The following is a 16,104-nucleotide window of genomic DNA, read 5'->3' as shown; positions in this document are numbered from 1 at the left end:
ATGGCTAAGGTATTCGCGATAGCGAACCAGAAAGGTGGCGTGGGCAAAACCACCACCTGCATCAACCTCGCAGCATCCCTGGTCGCGACCAAGCGCCGGGTGCTGTTGATCGATCTCGATCCACAGGGCAACGCCACCATGGGTAGCGGTGTGGATAAACACGGCCTGGAAAACTCGGTCTATGACTTGCTGATTGGCGAGTGCGACCTGGCCCAGGCCATGCACTACTCCGAGCACGGCGGTTATCAACTGCTGCCGGCCAACCGCGATTTGACCGCGGCGGAAGTGGTGCTGCTGGAAATGCAGATGAAAGAAAGCCGTCTGCGCAGCGCCCTGGCGCCGATCCGCGAGAACTACGATTACATTTTGATCGACTGCCCTCCGTCGCTGTCGATGCTCACGTTGAACGCTTTGGTCGCGGCAGATGGGGTGATTATCCCCATGCAGTGCGAGTACTTCGCGCTCGAAGGCTTGAGCGACCTTGTGGATAACATCAAGCGTATCGCTGAGTTGCTCAACCCCAACCTGAAAATCGAAGGCCTGCTGCGGACCATGTACGACCCGCGCCTGAGCCTGATGAACGATGTGTCGGCGCAGCTCAAGGAACACTTTGGCGAGCAGCTTTACGACACCGTGATCCCACGCAACATCCGTTTGGCCGAAGCGCCAAGCTATGGCATGCCCGCGCTGGCGTACGACAAATCATCGCGTGGAGCCATTGCCTACCTGGCGCTGGCTGGCGAGATGGTTCGCCGTCAACGCCGTAACTCACGCACCGCTGCAGCCCAGCCAACTTAAGGAACCCCCATGGCCGTCAAGAAACGAGGTCTCGGACGTGGACTGGATGCACTGCTGAGTGGTCCGACTGTCACTTCGCTTGAAGAGCAAGCGGTGCAGGCCGACGAGCGCGAGCTGCAACACCTGCCGCTGGACCTGATCCAGCGCGGCAAATACCAGCCACGCCGGGACATGGACCCCCAGGCGCTGGAAGAACTGGCCAATTCGATCAAGGCCCAGGGCGTGATGCAGCCGATCGTGGTCCGCCCGATTGGCGGTGGTCGCTTTGAAATCATCGCCGGTGAACGCCGCTGGCGTGCCAGCCAACAGGCCGGCAAGGACACCATCCCGGCGATGGTGCGCGATGTGCCGGACGAAACCGCCATCGCCATGGCGTTGATCGAGAACATCCAGCGTGAAGACCTCAATCCAATCGAGGAAGCGATCGCCCTGCAGCGTTTGCAGCAGGAATTCAAACTGACTCAGCAGGAAGTCGCGGATGCAGTGGGCAAGTCCCGCGTGACCGTGTCCAACTTGTTGCGCCTGATTGCGCTGCCGGAAGTCATCAAGACCATGCTGTCCCATGGCGACCTGGAAATGGGTCATGCCCGTGCTTTGCTCGGTTTGCCGGAAAATCAACAGGTTGAAGGGGCGCGACACGTTGTCGCACGAGGCCTTACCGTTCGTCAGACTGAGGCTTTAGTTCGCCAGTGGCTCAGCGGTAAACCTGCACCGGTCGAAACCGCCAAACCTGATCCGGACATCGCGCGCCTCGAGCAGCGCCTGGCTGAGCGCCTGGGCTCTGCGGTGCAAATTCGCCACGGCAAGAAAGGCAAGGGGCAATTAGTCATCGGATATAACTCACTCGATGAGCTTCAGGGCGTCCTTGCCCACATCCGCTGAAACATTTGCTTATGTAGCGTGTGATCGGAAAACACTACCTGACAGTTGAATAGGGGCAGAACCGCCCCTATACTCTGCGCGCATTTTGTCGGCACAAATTATGCCAAGTTATTGATTCTCGGCAGCCGACCATTGAGGAGCAAGAGTGATGGAAACCCGCACGCCAAACACGTTGCCGTTCCATCGCTTGGCCGTTTTCCCGGTTTTATTGGCTCAATTTGTTATTTTGCTGATCGCCGCATTGGCGCTTTGGTATTGGCATGGAGTCGTAGCCGGATATTCAGGACTCTGCGGAGGCCTGATAGCCTTGCTGCCCAATATGTATTTTGCTCATAGGGCCTTTCGGTTTTCCGGCGCCCGAGCAGCCCAGGCTATCGTCCGGTCTTTTTATGCCGGCGAAGCAGGGAAACTGATTTTGACGGCAGTGCTGTTTGCACTGACCTTTGCAGGTGTGAAGCCATTGGCGCCGCTGGCTGTATTCGGCGTCTTCGTGTTGACCCAACTGGTCAGCTGGTTCGCTCCCCTGCTAATGAAAACAAGACTTTCGAAACCTTAGGGCGTTTGAGGCAACCATGGCAGAAACAACCGCTTCGGGCTATATCCAGCACCACTTGCAGAACCTGACCTTCGGTCAGCTTCCCAACGGCGGCTGGGGCTTCGCCCACTCCGCAGCAGAAGCCAAAGAAATGGGCTTCTGGGCTTTCCACCTGGATACTCTGGGCTGGTCGGTCGCATTGGGTCTGATCTTCGTCCTGATTTTCCGTATGGCGGCAAAGAAGGCGACTTCCGGTCAGCCAGGTGCTTTGCAGAACTTCGTTGAAGTATTGGTCGAATTCGTCGATGGCAGCGTGAAAGACAGCTTCCATGGCCGCAGCCCGGTGATTGCGCCGCTGGCACTGACCATCTTCGTCTGGGTGTTCCTGATGAACGCCGTCGACCTGATCCCGGTGGACTGGATTCCTCAGTTGGCCATGGCGATTTCCGGCGACCCGCACATTCCATTCCGTGCCGTATCGACCACTGACCCGAACGCTACCCTGGGCATGGCCCTGTCGGTGTTCGCGTTGATCATTTTCTACAGCATCAAGATCAAGGGCATCGGCGGTTTCATCGGCGAACTGACCCTGCACCCGTTCGGCAGCAAGAACATCTTTGTTCAAGCCCTGCTGATCCCGGTGAACTTCCTGCTGGAATTCGTGACCCTGATCGCCAAGCCAATTTCCCTGGCCCTGCGACTGTTCGGCAACATGTATGCCGGCGAGCTGGTGTTCATTCTGATCGCTGTGATGTTCGGCAGCGGCCTGCTCTGGCTTAGCGGCCTGGGCATTGTTCTGCAGTGGGCGTGGGCTGTGTTCCACATCCTGATCATCACCCTGCAGGCCTTCATCTTCATGATGCTGACCATCGTCTACCTGTCGATGGCGCACGAAGAGAACCATTAAGACCAGTCTCGACTAGTCTGATGTCCTTCCCGGTAACACGGGAAGGTGGCCCAACAGGGCTATGAAACGATTTGTTTTACCGCTTTAAAATCTAAAAAACCTAAACCATACGACGTAAAAGTCGGGAGGAAAGATGGAAACTGTAGTTGGTCTAACCGCTATCGCTGTTGCACTGTTGATCGGCCTGGGCGCCCTGGGTACTGCCATTGGTTTCGGCCTGCTCGGCGGCAAGTTCCTGGAAGGCGCAGCGCGTCAGCCAGAAATGGTGCCAATGCTGCAAGTTAAAATGTTCATCGTTGCCGGCCTGCTCGACGCCGTGACCATGATCGGTGTTGGTATCGCTCTGTTCTTCACCTTCGCGAACCCCTTCGTTGGTCAACTCGCCGGTTAATCACTCGTTTTTTCGAGTGATTGGTGTGTTGTGCAACGAACGAGCGAGGTATTGGCGTGAACATTAATGCAACCATTATTGGTCAGTCCTTAGCGTTCTTGATTTTTGTCGTTTTCTGCATGAAGTTCGTATGGCCTCCGGTCATCGCAGCTTTGCATGAACGTCAAAAGAAGATCGCGGATGGACTGGACGCTGCCACCCGTGCAGCTCGCGACCTGGAGTTGGCCCAAGAGAAAGCGGGCCATCAACTGCGCGATGCTAAGGCACAGGCAGCTGAAATCATTGAGCAAGCCAAGAAACGCGGTAATCAGATCGTTGAAGAGGCTGTTGAAAAAGCCCGTATCGACGCTGACCGTGTGAAGGTTCAGGCTCAGGCCGAGATCGAGCAGGAACTGAACAGTGTCAAAGATGCGCTGCGTGCCCAACTGGGTGCTCTGGCCGTCGGCGGTGCTGAGAAGATCCTGGGTGCCACAATCGATCAAAACGCGCACGCGGAGCTGGTAAACAAACTGGCTGCTGAAATTTAAGCGAGGGCGATCATGGCAGAATTGACCACGTTGGCCCGACCTTACGCTAAGGCAGCCTTCGAGCACGCCCAGGCCCACCAGCAGCTGGCCTCTTGGTCAGCCATGCTCGGCCTGGCTGCAGCAGTGTCGCAAGACGACACCATGCAGCGCGTGCTCAAGGCCCCGCGACTGACGAGCGCAGACAAGGCCGCCACGTTTATTGACGTGTGCGGCGACAAGTTTGATGTGAAAGTGCAGAACTTCATCCACGTCGTTGCCGAAAACGACCGTCTCCCGCTTTTGCCGGAGATCGCCGCTCTGTTCGACCTGTACAAGGCCGAGCAAGAGAAGTCGGTAGACGTTGAAGTGACCAGTGCTTTCGCATTGAACCAAGAACAGCAAGACAAACTCGCCAAGGTTCTCAGTGCACGACTCGACCGGGAAGTGCGCCTGCAAGTTGCGGAGGATGCCACCCTGATTGGTGGTGTCATCATTCGCGCCGGCGACCTGGTTATCGATGGCTCGATTCGCGGCAAACTCGCGAATCTTGCCGAAGCATTGAAATCTTGAGTTTGAAGGGGCAGCAGAGCAATGCAGCAACTCAATCCTTCCGAAATAAGTGAAATTATCAAGGGCCGCATCGACAAGCTCGATGTGACCTCCCAAGCCCGTAACGAAGGCACAGTCGTCAGCGTATCTGACGGCATCGTGCGGATTCACGGTCTGGCCGAAGTAATGTACGGCGAGATGATCGAGTTTCCGGGCGGCGTCTACGGTATGGCTCTCAACCTGGAGCAAGACTCCGTAGGTGCCGTTGTATTGGGCGCGTACACCAGTCTGGCTGAAGGCATGAGCGCCAAGTGCACCGGCCGCATCCTGGAGGTTCCGGTTGGTAAGGAACTGCTGGGCCGCGTAGTCGACGCACTGGGTAACCCAGTTGACGGCAAAGGTCCGCTGAACAACACCGAGACCGATGCGGTCGAGAAAGTTGCTCCAGGCGTGATCTGGCGTAAGTCGGTAGACCAGCCTGTACAGACTGGCTACAAGGCTGTCGATGCCATGATCCCAGTCGGCCGTGGCCAGCGTGAGCTGATCATCGGTGACCGTCAGATCGGTAAAACCGCTCTGGCGATCGACGCGATCATCAACCAGAAGAACAGCGGCATTTTCTGCGTCTACGTTGCAATCGGTCAGAAACAATCGACCATCGCCAACGTGGTTCGCAAGCTGGAAGAAAACGGCGCCCTGGCCAACACGATCATCGTGGCTGCCAGTGCTTCGGAATCTCCTGCGCTGCAATTCCTGGCACCGTACTCCGGTTGCACCATGGGTGAATTCTTCCGCGACCGCGGTGAAGACGCGCTGATCGTTTATGACGATCTGTCCAAGCAAGCAGTGGCTTACCGCCAGATTTCCCTGCTGCTGCGCCGTCCACCAGGCCGTGAAGCTTACCCAGGCGACGTGTTCTATCTCCACTCCCGTCTGCTGGAGCGCGCATCCCGCGTATCCGAAGAGTACGTAGAGAAGTTCACCAACGGCGCAGTGACCGGCAAAACCGGTTCCCTGACCGCACTGCCGATCATCGAAACCCAGGCTGGCGACGTTTCCGCGTTCGTTCCGACCAACGTGATTTCCATCACCGACGGTCAGATCTTCCTGGAATCGGCCATGTTTAACTCCGGGATCCGTCCTGCAGTGAACGCCGGTGTTTCGGTATCCCGTGTGGGTGGTGCCGCTCAGACCAAGATCATCAAGAAGCTCTCCGGTGGTATCCGTACCGCTCTGGCTCAGTACCGTGAACTGGCGGCATTCGCCCAGTTCGCTTCTGACCTGGACGAAGCGACCCGTAAGCAACTTGAGCATGGTCAGCGCGTTACCGAGCTGATGAAGCAGAAGCAATACGCCCCAATGTCGATCGCTGACATGGCGTTGTCGCTGTATGCCGCTGAGCGTGGGTTCCTGACCGACGTTGAAATCACCAAGGTCGGCAGCTTTGAACAAGCGCTGATTGCTTACTTCAACCGCGATCACGCCGAATTGATGGCGAAGATCAACGTGAAGGGTGACTTCAATGACGATATCGATGCTGGCATGAAAGCCGGTATCGAGAAGTTCAAGGCCACCCAAACCTGGTAAGCCGCAGCGGGAGCCGCAAGGCTCCCGCTTGCTAACCTGATAGGTGTTACATGGCAGGCGCAAAAGAGATTCGCAGTAAGATTGCGAGCATCAAAAGCACGCAAAAGATTACCAGCGCCATGGAAAAAGTGGCGGTCAGCAAAATGCGCAAGGCACAAATGCGCATGGCTGCTAGCCGTCCTTATGCGGATCGTATCCGCCAGGTAATTGGGCATTTGGCCAACGCCAACCCGGAATACCGCCACCCGTTCATGATCGACCGCGACGTTAAGCGTGTGGGTTATGTGGTAGTGAGCAGTGACCGTGGTTTGTGCGGTGGTCTGAATACCAACCTGTTCAAGGCCCTGGTCAAGGACATGGCGGTAAACCGCGAAAACGGCGTCGAGATCGATCTGTGTGTTGTTGGTAGCAAGGGTGCGGCCTTTTTCCGTAACTTCGGCGGTAACGTCGTTGCAGCTATCAGCCACCTGGGTGAAGAGCCGTCGATCAATGATTTGATCGGCAGTGTGAAGGTGATGCTGGATGCGTACCTGGAAGGCCGGATTGACCGCCTGTCCGTGGTATCCAACAAGTTCATCAACACCATGACCCAGCAGCCAACCGTGGAGCAATTGATTCCACTGGTGGCGACTCCGGATCAGGAACTCAAGCACCACTGGGACTACCTCTACGAACCAGACGCCAAAGAGCTGCTTGATGGCTTGATGGTGCGCTACGTGGAGTCGCAGGTGTACCAGGCGGTGGTCGAGAACAACGCAGCTGAACAAGCGGCGCGGATGATCGCGATGAAAAACGCTACCGATAACGCCGGTGATCTGATCAGCGATTTGCAGCTGATCTACAACAAGGCGCGTCAGGCTGCGATCACCCAAGAGATCTCGGAAATCGTCGGCGGCGCTGCCGCGGTTTAACGGTTCAAATATTCAGAGGATCCAGCTATGAGTAGCGGACGTATCGTTCAAATCATCGGCGCCGTCATCGACGTGGAATTTCCACGCGACAGCGTACCGAGCATCTACAACGCTTTGAAAGTACAAAGCGATGCAGGCACCACTCTGGAAGTTCAGCAGCAGCTGGGCGACGGCGTGGTTCGTACCATTGCAATGGGTTCCACCGAAGGCTTGAAGCGCGGTCTGGATGTTCTGGACACTGGCGCTGCCATCTCCGTACCGGTCGGTAAAGCGACCCTGGGCCGGATCATGGACGTACTCGGTAACCCAATCGACGAAGCTGGCCCAATCGACACCGAAGAGCGCTGGGGCATTCACCGCCCAGCACCTTCGTTCGCCGAACAAGCTGGTGGCAACGATCTGCTGGAAACCGGCATCAAGGTTATCGACTTGGTTTGCCCGTTCGCCAAAGGCGGTAAAGTCGGTCTGTTCGGTGGTGCCGGTGTAGGCAAAACCGTAAACATGATGGAACTGATCCGTAACATCGCCATCGAGCACAGCGGTTATTCCGTGTTCGCCGGTGTGGGTGAGCGTACTCGTGAGGGTAACGACTTCTACCACGAGATGAAGGACTCCAACGTTCTGGACAAAGTGGCACTGGTTTACGGTCAGATGAACGAGCCGCCGGGTAACCGTCTGCGCGTAGCACTGACCGGCCTGACCATGGCCGAGAAGTTCCGTGACGAAGGTAACGACGTTCTGTTGTTCGTCGACAACATCTACCGTTACACCTTGGCCGGTACTGAAGTATCCGCACTGCTGGGCCGTATGCCTTCGGCAGTAGGTTACCAGCCGACCCTGGCTGAAGAGATGGGCGTTCTGCAAGAACGTATCACTTCGACCAAAGAAGGTTCGATCACCTCGATCCAAGCGGTATACGTACCTGCGGATGACTTGACTGACCCATCGCCTGCGACCACCTTCGCCCACTTGGACGCCACCGTCGTTCTGTCCCGTGACATCGCTTCCCTGGGTATCTACCCAGCGGTCGATCCACTCGACTCGACTTCGCGCCAGCTGGACCCGAACGTGATCGGCCAGGAGCACTACGACACCGCTCGCGGCGTTCAGTACGTGCTGCAGCGTTACAAAGAACTGAAGGACATCATTGCGATCCTGGGTATGGACGAGCTGTCGGAAACCGACAAGCAGTTGGTATCCCGCGCTCGTAAGATCCAGCGCTTCTTGTCGCAGCCGTTCTTCGTGGCTGAAGTCTTCACCGGTGCCTCGGGTAAATACGTTTCCCTGAAAGACACCATTGCTGGCTTCAAAGGCATCCTCAACGGTGACTACGACCACCTGCCAGAACAAGCGTTCTACATGGTCGGCGGCATCGAAGAAGCGATCGAGAAAGCCAAGAAACTGTAATCCCGGCGCCCGGCAACGGGCGCTCATCAGGTTGAGGCAATCAGATGGCTATGACAGTCCATTGCGATATCGTCAGCGCGGAAGGGGAAATTTTCTCCGGTCTGGTAGAGTTTGTAACAGCGCACGGCGACCTCGGCGATCTTGGTATCGCCATGGGTCATGCTCCGCTGATCACCAGCTTGAAGCCAGGTCCGATCACTCTGACCAAGCAAGGCGGGGAACGTGAGGTGTTTTACATCTCTGGTGGTTTCCTCGAGGTTCAGCCGAACATGGTCAAGGTACTTGCCGACACCGTGCAACGTGCTGGCGACCTGGATGAAGCCTCCGCTCAGGAAGCCGTCAAGGCTGCCGAGAAGGCCCTGAACGAAAAGGGCGCGGACTTCGACTACAGCGCTGCTGCTGTACGTCTGGCCGAGGCTGCAGCTCAGCTGCGCACGCTCCAGCAGTTGCGCAAGAAGTAAGCGGCCACGCCGTCATGCTTATGCGCGATTGATTAAAAAGGGTAGCCTCGGCTACCCTTTTTCTTTTTTAGCAAAACACTTCTCTGGTCTGAAGCCGGACCGCCCAGGATTGGTAGCCATTCATGTCTCTCGAAATCGTCATTCTCGCCGCAGGTCAGGGCACCCGCATGCGTTCGGCCCTGCCCAAAGTGCTGCACCCGGTCGCGGGCAATTCCATGCTCGGCCATGTTATCCACAGCGCCCGGCAACTGGACCCGCAGCGGATTCACGTGGTGATCGGCCACGGCGCCGATGTGGTGCGTGAACGCCTGGCCGCAGATGACCTGAATTTCGTTTTGCAGGACAAACAACTCGGCACCGGCCACGCCACCGCGCAAGCCGTGCCGTTCATCACCGCCGACACCGTGCTGATCCTTTACGGCGACGTGCCGTTGATCGAAGTGGAAACCCTGCAACGCCTGCTCAAGCAGGTAGTACCCGGCCAGATGGGCCTGCTGACCGTTGAGCTGGATGACCCCACCGGCTATGGCCGCATCGTGCGCACCGCCGACGGCAAGGTTGCGGCCATCGTCGAACACAAAGATGCCACGCCAGCGCAGCGCGCGATTACCGAAGGCAACACCGGGATTCTCGCCGTCCCTGCCAATAATCTTGCTGACTGGATGAGCCGCCTGTCCAACAACAACGTCCAGGGCGAGTACTACCTCACCGACGTGATCGAGATGGCCGTGAGTGATGGCCTGCTGGTCGCCACCGAGCAGCCCCATGACCCGATGGAAGTGCAGGGCGCCAATGACCGCAAGCAGCTTGCGGAGCTTGAGCGCCACTACCAACTGCGCGAAGGCCGCCGCCTCATGGCCCAAGGCGTAACCTTGCGCGACCCGGCACGTTTCGATGTGCGCGGCGAAGTCACTGTAGGCCGCGACGTGCTGATCGACATCAACGTGATCCTCGAAGGCCGCGTGATCATCGAAGACGACGTGGTGATTGGCCCGAACTGCGTGATCAAGGACAGCACCCTGCGCAAAGGCGTGGTGATCAAAGCCAACAGCCATATCGACGGTGCAGTGATGGGCGAGGGCAGCGATGCCGGCCCGTTTGCGCGCTTGCGTCCCGGCAGCGTGCTGGGCGCCAGGGCACATGTGGGTAACTTCGTTGAACTGAAAAATGCGCGCATGGGCGACGATGCCAAGGCAGGCCACTTGGCTTATCTCGGTGATGCGGTCATCGGTGCTCGCAGCAACATCGGTGCGGGTGCGATCACCTGCAACTACGATGGCGCGAACAAGTATCAGACGACGATCGGTGAGGACGTATTCATCGGCTCGAATAACTCGCTGATTGCACCCGTCACCATCGGCGACGGATCCAACACCGCTGCGGGGTCCACCATCAATCAGGATGTGGATAAGTCTCAACTGGCGGTGGCCCGCGCCCGTCAGCGCAACATCGACGGTTGGAAACGCCCGGTCAAAATCAAGAAGACCTGAGTTATCCACAACCCGACCAGTTGATGCTATTCCCTGTGGGAGCTGGCTTGCCTGCGATAGCTGTCTGACATTCAACATGGATGTCGCCTGACAATCCGCTATCGCAGGCAAGCCAGCTCCCACATTTGTTTGAGGGTGTCTTCGAGCACCCTGCAAAAATTTGCAGTCCTGCGCTTGACGATCTTTCACCAATAGGTTTTGATTGCCTTCGTTATCTTTCGAAACGAAACTTACCATCACCATGTCGAAACGAAATACTCCCCAACGACGCCACAACATCCTGACCTTGCTCAATGAACAGGGCGAAGTCAGCGTGGACGAATTGGCCAAGCGTTTCGAAACTTCGGAAGTGACCATCCGCAAGGACTTGGCCGCGCTGGAAAGCAACGGCCTGCTGCTGCGCCGCTACGGTGGCGCCATCACCATGCCCCAGGAGCTGGTGGGCGACGCCGCCCAACCCATCTCGGCCTACAAGCGCGCCATCGCACGTGCGGCCGTAATGCGTTTGCGTGAACACGCACGCATCATCATCGACAGCGGCAGCACCACCGCCGCCATGATCCCCGAGCTGGGCCATCAGCCTGGCCTGGTGGTGATGACCAACTCCCTGCACGTAGCCCGCGCCTTGAGCGAGCTGGAGCATGAACCGGTGCTGCTCATGACTGGCGGCACCTGGGACCCGCATTCCGACTCGTTCCAGGGCCAGGTCGCCGAGCAAGTGCTGCGCTCCTACGACTTTGATCAACTGTTTATCGGCGCCGACGGCATCGATCTGCAGCGCGGCACCACCACCTTCAATGAATTGCTGGGCCTGAGCCGCGTGATGGCCGAGGTCGCCCGTGAAGTGGTGGTGATGGTCGAATCCGACAAGATCGGCCGCAAGATTCCCAACCTGGAACTGCCCTGGAGCAGCGTCCATACCCTTATTACCGATGATCGCCTGCCGCTTGAGGCCCGCGACCAGATCCAAGCCCGCGGCATTACGCTGATATGCGCGGCAATCATCTAGGAGAAACACCATGTGTGGAATTGTAGGCGCAGTCGCTGAACGCAACGTCACCGCCATCCTGCTTGAAGGCCTCAAGCGCCTCGAATACCGCGGCTACGACAGCGCCGGTGTGGCCGTCTTCACCAATGCCGGCAAGCTTGAGCGCATGCGCCGCCCGGGCAAGGTCAGTGAGCTGGAGCAAGCGCTGCTCGGCGAGCCGCTGGTCGGCCGCCTCGGCATCGCCCACACCCGCTGGGCCACCCACGGTGCGCCGTGCGAGCGCAACGCCCACCCGCATTTCTCCGGGGACCTGGCGGTGGTGCACAACGGCATCATCGAAAACCACGAAGTGTTGCGCGAGCAGCTCAAAGGCCTGGGCTACGTGTTCACCTCGGACACCGACACCGAAGTCATCGCCCACCTGCTGAATCACAAGCTCAAAGACCTCGGCGACCTGACCGTCGCCCTCAAAGCCACCGTCAAGGAACTGCATGGCGCCTACGGCCTGGCCGTGGTCAGCGCCAGCCAACCTGACCGCGTGGTTGCCGCGCGCAGTGGCAGCCCGTTGGTGATCGGCCTGGGCCTGGGGGAAAACTTCCTCGCCTCCGACCAACTGGCGCTGCGCCAGGTCACCGACCGCTTCATGTACCTGGAAGAAGGCGACATCGCCGACATTCGCCGCGAAAGCGTGGCGATCTGGGACGTTAACGGTAACTCCGTAGAGCGCGAAGCCGTGCAATACCGCGACGGTGCCGAAGCCGCTGACAAAGGCGAGTTCCGCCACTTCATGCTCAAGGAAATCCACGAGCAACCGTCCGTGGTGCAACGCACCCTGGAAGGCCGCCTGAGCCAGAACCAAGTGCTGGTCAACGCCTTCGGCCCGCAAGCCGCCGAGCTGTTCGCCAAAGTGCGCAATGTGCAGATCGTCGCCTGCGGCACCAGCTACCACGCCGGCATGGTTGCGCGTTACTGGCTGGAAGAACTGGCCGGCATCCCGTGCCAGGTCGAAGTCGCCAGCGAATTCCGCTACCGCAAAGTGGTGGTGCAGCCCGACACCCTGTTCGTGACCATCTCCCAGTCCGGCGAAACCGCCGACACCCTGGCTGCGCTGCGCAACGCTAAAGAGTTGGGCTTCCTCGCCAGCCTGGCGATCTGCAACGTCAGTATCAGCTCCCTGGTGCGCGAATCCGACCTGACCCTGCTAACCCAAGCCGGTCGCGAAATTGGCGTAGCCTCCACCAAAGCCTTCACCACCCAACTGGTTGGCTTGTTGTTGCTGACCCTGTCCCTGGGCCAGGTGCGCGGCACCCTCGCCGAAGGTGTTGAAGCCACGCTGGTGGAAGAACTGCGCCGCCTGCCGACCCGCCTGGGCGAAGCCCTGGCCATGGACAGCACCGTGGAAAAAGTCGCCGAACTGTTCGCCGACAAAAACCACACCCTGTTCCTCGGCCGTGGCGCGCAATACCCAGTCGCGATGGAGGGCTCGCTGAAACTCAAGGAAATCTCGTACATCCACGCCGAAGCCTACCCAGCCGGTGAACTGAAACACGGCCCACTGGCCCTGGTGGATGACGACATGCCTGTGGTCACCGTCGCGCCAAACAACGAACTGCTGGAAAAGCTCAAATCCAACCTGCAGGAAGTGCGCGCCCGTGGCGGCCAACTGATCGTGTTCGCCGACGAAAAAGCCGGCATGACCAATGGCGAAGGTACCCACGTCATCAACATGCCGCACATCCACGACACCCTGTCGCCGATCCTCTACACCATCCCGCTGCAGCTGCTGTCGTACTACGTGGCTGTGCTCAAGGGCACCGACGTTGACCAGCCGCGTAACTTGGCGAAGTCGGTGACGGTGGAGTAATACGGCACCTGTAGTGGTCGAATGAAACCGGACACCTCGATAGGTGGAAAATGCATCTATCGAGGTGTCAAATGACCAAACAACGCCGTTCCATTTCTGCTGAATTCAAACACGAGGCTGCCGACCTCGTGCTTAAGCAAAACTCCAGCTTCATCGTAGCCAGTCGTCACTCGGCGTCGGCGAGTCGGTTCTATACGGGTGGGTTGACCAAGATCAGCAGGAGCGCCAAGGCGCTACCCCGCAGAGCAAAGCGCTAACACCGAAACAGCATGAAATCCAACAGCTGGAAGTCTGAGCGGGAGGGATCGATATTAAAAAACACCTTCCTGGCACTCCTCCACCCATTGGACTAGAAACACTACGTACCACACGGACTTCTCTGGACAACGGTTGTTTCGTAACCCCGCTTAGGCGGCGAGTGTCAAGACGCTCTACGACCTGGGTGCACTCAGCCCTGTAGCGTGCAGTCAAATCATTTCGCTCAACACCCGTTTGGCTCGTATTCGTCCGTGATGCTGCGCTCATTTGCTCTTCTTCCGTTGAAAGGGTTCTACACACTCACTTGTGAGAAGAGACCATGAGGACGTCTGCCTGCTTTCGCGTAAAGTGATGTTTCAACTTCTACCTGGCGAGCAACTGGAGCAAGTTTGCCAGTGTTGACAGCAGGATCGGCATGACGATTTCCGAAGGCGCAAAAAAGTCCGAGGAAGTCGAAGGTCTTTCACAGGGCCGGGGGCGGTGTCTGTTGTTGGGTGTCGAGCCAGCGCAGGACTTCGGCGGTGGTCTGGATCAGATCGGCGGGAATGTACTGGTCGACATGGCTGTCCTGATATAGCGCCCGCGCCAGAGGCACGCGTTGCAATACGGGAATGTTCTCTTCCTCGGCGATGCGCCGCACTTGCAGGGCTAGTGCCTCGGTGTGTTTCAAGGTGACGACCGGCAGCGGCGTCTCGCCCTTCACGTAACGAATACCAATTGCGATGTGGGTGGGGTTGGCGATAATCACCGAGGAGCGTTTGACGTCGGCGCGCAGGTTGCTCGACTGCAATTCCTGGTGAAACTGACGCCGTTTGCTTTTGATCTCCGGGCTGCCTTCCATCTCTTTGTACTCGCGTTTGATCTCGTCCTTGCTCATGCGCAATTGCTTGCTGTGCTGGTATCGCTCGAAGGCATAGTCGAGCGCCGAGATCAGCACGAACCCCACGCCGCACACCAGCAGTAACTGCTCAAGCAACAGGCCGATTACCGGCGCGATGCAGCCCATGCCGCAGCCGGGCAGCCTGATCAGGGAATCCAGGTTGCCGGTCAGGGTTGTCCACACCAGCAACGACAACAGGGCCACTTTAATGATCGACTTGAGGAAGTCCACCAGGCTGCGGATGGAGAAAATCTTCTTGGCGCCTTCCACCGGGTTGATCTTTTTCAGGTCGGGCTTGATCGACTCGCCGCTGAGCAGGAAACCGTACTGGGCCAGGTGCGCCACGATGACCACCAGTGCCGCGACGACCAACAGCGGCAGGCAGAGGTAGACCATCTCCTGGAACAGGTTTTCCACCATCAATTGCAAGGCCAGCCCGAAAGGCAGGTTCAGGTACGTCTCGGGCATCAGCATCAGTTGCCCCAGGTGTTCCATGTAGTAGTCGGAAAAACTCATGAGCGTGACGATCAGCGACAGGATCAGCGCGGTGGACACCACTTCCTTGCTTTTGACCACCTGGCCCTTGGTGCGTGCATCGCGAAGTTTCTTTGGTGTGGGCTGTTCGGTTTTTTCGGCGCTCATGGCGTCTCCAGTACCGGGCGCAACTGACTCAGCGGGTCGAGTGCGAGCAGCAGGCTGTCATAGGCGTGTTCCATCAACACGTTCAGGTAAATCACCAACAGCAGGCTGGCGACGATGCTCTTGATCGGCATCGCGAGGATGAACACGTTCAGGGACGGGGCGAAGCGGCTGATCAGGGCCAGGCCGAATTCGGCCAGGAACATGGCGATTAACAGGGGCGCTGCCAGCAGCAGGCACAGGCGCAGCAGTTGCCCGAACTGACCGTAGAAAAAGTCCACCCACTGGCTGCCTATGTAGGGGAAGAAGGTTGCGACCGGCCAACTGACGTAGCTCTGGAACAACGCACCGATCAGCGTCAGAAACGCGCCCCCGGAGAAAAACAGGGTGATCAGGGTTTGCGTCAGCAACAGGCCGGTGGGGCTGGTCTGGCTGCCCAGTGTCGGGTTGAGCGTGGAGGCAATGGAGGCACCGCGTTGGTTGTCGATGATGAAACCGGTCGCCTCGATGGCCCAGAACGGAATCGTTGCGACAAACCCGATCAACAGGCCGAGCAACACCTCTTTGCCGATCAGCATGGCCAGGTCTATGCCGTCGAGCGTCATGGGCAGCGTGCCGGCGACAGTCGGGTAGGCAAACAGCGCCAGCGAGCAGGCCACGCCGTTACGAATCAGGCCGCCACCGAGCATTTGTTTGCTCAGGATCGGCATGACCACAAAACAGCTGATGATTCTGGGCAGCAGCAGGGTGTACGCCAGCATGAGCTGTTGCAGGTCCTGAATGCTCATCGCACGAGGGGAATCTTGAGCAAGGTCAGTTCTGCAAAGGCATAGAGTTCGTTACCCATCCAGCCCGCCGTGGCGAACAGGGTGATGACCACGGCGATCAGCTTGGCAACGAAACCCAGGGTCTGTTCCTGGATCTGGGTCAGCGCCTGCACCAGCGACACCAGGGTGCCGACGGCGGCGGCCATGAGCACGGTGGGCATGGACAGGATCAGCACCAGCCACAGGCTCTGGCTGGTGAAGTGGAGGATCTCGGCGTTGTTCAC

General features: G+C 58.2%; 17 protein-coding genes and 1 pseudogene. 15 read left to right on the top strand and 3 right to left on the bottom strand.

The window, feature by feature from the left end:
* The 15 genes and pseudogenes from KZH41_RS01055 to KZH41_RS00985 form a co-directional block, all read left to right on the top strand.
* Positions 1–798, top strand: a complete 798-nt coding sequence (locus tag KZH41_RS01055) for a ParA family protein (protein WP_094949088.1) — start codon at positions 1–3, stop codon at positions 796–798.
* A 9-nt stretch (positions 799–807) separates the two neighbouring features.
* Entirely contained in the window at positions 808–1,680 is an 873-nt protein-coding gene (locus KZH41_RS01050; protein ID WP_094949087.1) for a ParB/RepB/Spo0J family partition protein, read from the top strand.
* A gap of 148 nt (positions 1,681–1,828) precedes the next feature.
* A complete protein-coding gene (locus tag KZH41_RS01045) occupies positions 1,829–2,236 on the top strand; it encodes a F0F1 ATP synthase subunit I (RefSeq protein ID WP_010565865.1) in 408 nt (135 codons plus the stop codon).
* A 16-nt stretch (positions 2,237–2,252) separates the two neighbouring features.
* Positions 2,253–3,122: a F0F1 ATP synthase subunit A gene (gene atpB / locus KZH41_RS01040; protein ID WP_017736231.1), complete on the top strand. Its 870-nt coding sequence runs from the start codon at positions 2,253–2,255 to the stop codon at positions 3,120–3,122.
* Between the two features lie 133 nt (positions 3,123–3,255).
* Positions 3,256–3,513 (top strand): F0F1 ATP synthase subunit C, encoded by a 258-nt coding sequence (gene atpE / locus KZH41_RS01035; RefSeq protein WP_002555987.1) that lies wholly within the window; start codon positions 3,256–3,258, stop codon positions 3,511–3,513.
* A 56-nt stretch (positions 3,514–3,569) separates the two neighbouring features.
* Positions 3,570–4,040 carry a F0F1 ATP synthase subunit B gene (locus KZH41_RS01030; RefSeq protein ID WP_017135122.1) on the top strand — a complete coding sequence of 157 codons (471 nt, stop codon included), beginning with the start codon at positions 3,570–3,572 and terminating at the stop codon, positions 4,038–4,040.
* Between the two features lie 12 nt (positions 4,041–4,052).
* Positions 4,053–4,589, top strand: a complete 537-nt coding sequence (locus tag KZH41_RS01025; protein WP_003213551.1) for a F0F1 ATP synthase subunit delta — start codon at positions 4,053–4,055, stop codon at positions 4,587–4,589.
* Between the two features lie 21 nt (positions 4,590–4,610).
* The gene (gene atpA / locus KZH41_RS01020; RefSeq protein WP_263274226.1) at positions 4,611–6,155 is read left to right on the top strand and encodes a F0F1 ATP synthase subunit alpha; all 1,545 of its coding nucleotides are present in this window, start codon (positions 4,611–4,613) and stop codon (positions 6,153–6,155) included.
* Positions 6,156–6,205: 50 nt separating this feature from the next.
* Positions 6,206–7,066, top strand: a complete 861-nt coding sequence (atpG, locus tag KZH41_RS01015) for a F0F1 ATP synthase subunit gamma (protein ID WP_083356000.1) — start codon at positions 6,206–6,208, stop codon at positions 7,064–7,066.
* 27 nt (positions 7,067–7,093) lie between these two features.
* The gene (gene atpD, locus KZH41_RS01010) at positions 7,094–8,473 is read left to right on the top strand and encodes a F0F1 ATP synthase subunit beta (RefSeq protein WP_083356001.1); all 1,380 of its coding nucleotides are present in this window, start codon (positions 7,094–7,096) and stop codon (positions 8,471–8,473) included.
* 44 nt (positions 8,474–8,517) lie between these two features.
* On the top strand, positions 8,518–8,934 hold the full coding sequence (locus KZH41_RS01005) for a F0F1 ATP synthase subunit epsilon (RefSeq protein ID WP_094949085.1): 417 nt from the start codon (positions 8,518–8,520) through the stop codon (positions 8,932–8,934).
* Between the two features lie 122 nt (positions 8,935–9,056).
* Complete coding sequence (gene glmU / locus KZH41_RS01000; RefSeq protein WP_094949084.1) at positions 9,057–10,424, top strand: bifunctional UDP-N-acetylglucosamine diphosphorylase/glucosamine-1-phosphate N-acetyltransferase GlmU; 1,368 nt, start codon at positions 9,057–9,059, stop codon at positions 10,422–10,424.
* A 241-nt stretch (positions 10,425–10,665) separates the two neighbouring features.
* A complete protein-coding gene (locus tag KZH41_RS00995) occupies positions 10,666–11,433 on the top strand; it encodes a DeoR/GlpR family DNA-binding transcription regulator (protein WP_049710825.1) in 768 nt (255 codons plus the stop codon).
* Between the two features lie 10 nt (positions 11,434–11,443).
* Entirely contained in the window at positions 11,444–13,276 is a 1,833-nt protein-coding gene (gene glmS / locus KZH41_RS00990; protein ID WP_083356004.1) for a glutamine--fructose-6-phosphate transaminase (isomerizing), read from the top strand.
* Positions 13,277–13,347: 71 nt separating this feature from the next.
* A pseudogene (locus KZH41_RS00985) lies at positions 13,348–13,565 on the top strand (transposase); the annotation flags it as partial.
* Between the two features lie 432 nt (positions 13,566–13,997).
* Here KZH41_RS00985 and sctU read toward each other — a convergent pair.
* The 3 genes from sctU to sctS are packed head-to-tail and all read right to left on the bottom strand — an operon-like array spanning position 13,998 to position 16,104.
* Positions 13,998–15,056 (bottom strand): type III secretion system export apparatus subunit SctU, encoded by a 1,059-nt coding sequence (gene sctU / locus KZH41_RS00980; protein WP_094949082.1) that lies wholly within the window; start codon positions 15,054–15,056, stop codon positions 13,998–14,000.
* Positions 15,053–15,841, bottom strand: coding sequence for a type III secretion system export apparatus subunit SctT (gene sctT, locus KZH41_RS00975; RefSeq protein WP_094949081.1), 789 nt, complete (start codon positions 15,839–15,841; stop codon positions 15,053–15,055). The genes sctU and sctT overlap by 4 nt, the downstream gene beginning before the upstream one ends.
* The gene (sctS, locus tag KZH41_RS00970; protein ID WP_076963264.1) at positions 15,838–16,104 is read right to left on the bottom strand and encodes a type III secretion system export apparatus subunit SctS; all 267 of its coding nucleotides are present in this window, start codon (positions 16,102–16,104) and stop codon (positions 15,838–15,840) included. The genes sctT and sctS overlap by 4 nt, the downstream gene beginning before the upstream one ends.

This window comes from Pseudomonas sp. YeP6b, assembly GCF_025642995.1.
Taxonomy (GTDB): Bacteria; Pseudomonadota; Gammaproteobacteria; order Pseudomonadales; family Pseudomonadaceae; genus Aquipseudomonas.
The sequence above is the reverse complement of the archived record's forward strand: the minus strand, read 5'-3'. Positions and strand labels throughout refer to the sequence as shown.

What these genes read in the sequence shown, in the direction of transcription:
- KZH41_RS01055 (WP_094949088.1), top strand. Translation starts at nt 1, where the DNA reads ATGGCTAAGGTATTCGCGATAGCGAACCAGAAAGGTGGCGTGGGCAAA.
- KZH41_RS01050 (WP_094949087.1), top strand. Translation starts at nt 808, where the DNA reads ATGGCCGTCAAGAAACGAGGTCTCGGACGTGGACTGGATGCACTGCTG.
- KZH41_RS01045 (WP_010565865.1), top strand. Translation starts at nt 1,829, where the DNA reads ATGGAAACCCGCACGCCAAACACGTTGCCGTTCCATCGCTTGGCCGTT.
- atpB (WP_017736231.1), top strand. Translation starts at nt 2,253, where the DNA reads ATGGCAGAAACAACCGCTTCGGGCTATATCCAGCACCACTTGCAGAAC.
- atpE (WP_002555987.1), top strand. Translation starts at nt 3,256, where the DNA reads ATGGAAACTGTAGTTGGTCTAACCGCTATCGCTGTTGCACTGTTGATC.
- KZH41_RS01025 (WP_003213551.1), top strand. Translation starts at nt 4,053, where the DNA reads ATGGCAGAATTGACCACGTTGGCCCGACCTTACGCTAAGGCAGCCTTC.
- atpA (WP_263274226.1), top strand. Translation starts at nt 4,611, where the DNA reads ATGCAGCAACTCAATCCTTCCGAAATAAGTGAAATTATCAAGGGCCGC.
- atpG (WP_083356000.1), top strand. Translation starts at nt 6,206, where the DNA reads ATGGCAGGCGCAAAAGAGATTCGCAGTAAGATTGCGAGCATCAAAAGC.
- atpD (WP_083356001.1), top strand. Translation starts at nt 7,094, where the DNA reads ATGAGTAGCGGACGTATCGTTCAAATCATCGGCGCCGTCATCGACGTG.
- KZH41_RS01005 (WP_094949085.1), top strand. Translation starts at nt 8,518, where the DNA reads ATGGCTATGACAGTCCATTGCGATATCGTCAGCGCGGAAGGGGAAATT.
- glmU (WP_094949084.1), top strand. Translation starts at nt 9,057, where the DNA reads ATGTCTCTCGAAATCGTCATTCTCGCCGCAGGTCAGGGCACCCGCATG.
- KZH41_RS00995 (WP_049710825.1), top strand. Translation starts at nt 10,666, where the DNA reads ATGTCGAAACGAAATACTCCCCAACGACGCCACAACATCCTGACCTTG.
- glmS (WP_083356004.1), top strand. Translation starts at nt 11,444, where the DNA reads ATGTGTGGAATTGTAGGCGCAGTCGCTGAACGCAACGTCACCGCCATC.
- sctU (WP_094949082.1), bottom strand. Translation starts at nt 15,056, where the DNA reads ATGAGCGCCGAAAAAACCGAACAGCCCACACCAAAGAAACTTCGCGAT.
- sctT (WP_094949081.1), bottom strand. Translation starts at nt 15,841, where the DNA reads ATGAGCATTCAGGACCTGCAACAGCTCATGCTGGCGTACACCCTGCTG.